This is a genomic window from Bacillus sp. REN3 (assembly GCF_017912555.1).
GTDB lineage: Bacteria > Bacillota > Bacilli > Bacillales > Cytobacillaceae > Mesobacillus.
Genome location: NZ_JAERSD010000055.1, coordinates 1 through 1,328 on the forward strand (window position 1 = coordinate 1; position 1,328 = coordinate 1,328).

General features: G+C 47.1%; 1 protein-coding gene and 1 pseudogene. Both read right to left on the reverse strand.

The window, feature by feature from the left end; all coding sequences use genetic code 11:
- A partial coding sequence (locus JJQ88_RS20900) for an ExeA family protein (protein WP_210367973.1) occupies positions 1-725 on the reverse strand: 725 nt, incomplete at its 3' end.
- Positions 718-1,328, reverse strand: a pseudogene (locus tag JJQ88_RS21950) (Mu transposase C-terminal domain-containing protein); the annotation flags it as partial. The pseudogene JJQ88_RS21950 and the gene JJQ88_RS20900, both read right to left, overlap by 8 nt.

A 1,328-nucleotide genomic window follows, 5' to 3' on the forward strand; every position in this document is an offset into this window, starting at 1 on the left:
AGAAGACTATGTGTACATAGTTTATTTATGAGCCTTGCGGCTCCCCCAGTAAACCGATGGATTTCGTCAATCGCCCCATCAGAAAATATCGGCTGGTCGACTCCTGCGTAACGGAGATGCCTGGAAACGTATTCCCCGACCTGGGCACGATCCAGGTGTCCCAACTGGAATTGTATATCGATTCTTTGGCGGATTGCCGCATATGACTGCAGGCGCAGCCGTTCCCATAATTCGCTCTGACCGACAAGGATAAGGGCCATGGGGCTTTGAGAGTCCATTTTAAAGTTCAGTAGGAAACGGACTTCTTCAAGCATTTCCCGGTCGAGGAGGTGGGCTTCATCCACTACCACTACAGGTTGTAGCCCTCGTATGCCTTTCATCAATTCAATCTCCCGGTGAAGCTGCCTTTTTGCGTCTCCGCGATAAAACTTTGCCTCGGACCCCAGTTGTTCCAATAGGCCTTTGTAAAAATGGCGAGGCGTTAACTTGGAATCAGAGAGATAAAGAACGTGGAATTTCCCTTTATCCAATTTGTCCACGAACTTACGGATTGTCGTCGTCTTTCCTGTACCACTATCGCCACTCAGAACCGCAAAAAGCTGTCTTTCTGCCGCATATTTCAACCTTCCCAAGATTTCTTTCATCATGGATGAATCATAAAGCTGGTCCGTTGGCAGGTCCCGTGAGAAAGGGGTATTGTCCATTTCATAGAAGGATTCAAACACTCGGATCATCCTCCTTCCAAACGGCACGGAAGCTGACGGCAGGCTTCTGTTCGATTTGTCGTTCCTGATTCTTCCGTTCAGCTGCCTTTAACAATCTTGAAGAGTCAACCTCCTGCACCTGCAGGTGCTCAGGTAATGCTGGACGCTTCCCAGCTCTTTCCCCAATGACGAGCTTCCTGGCTTTCCAAGGTGCGTAATTCTCAAACTCGATCGTAAGCTCCTCAAGACTCGCAGGGTCGTAGACAACATCCACCTGTCGTCCAATGAATGCCAGGCCCACCTCATATTTTTGATCCATGAAACTGATGCATCCTGATTTATCGACTTTCCTCGTTTCACAATGGAGAAATGCATTACTTAACGTATCAGAATCGATGAACCGAATCGCTTTCTTATCTGAACGAAATGCCGTTTCAGGACTGATTTTTTCTCCAAGTGCCGAATGGGGCTTATTCTGATAACACTCTGCCAGCCATACTTGGAATAGTTCATTCAGACGATCAAGGGTATTTGGTTTTTCAATGGCGCTTCACTGATGAATGAATCTATGACCCTATTGAAGCGTTCTATTTTGCCTTTCGATTCCGCTGAGTAAGGTCTTGT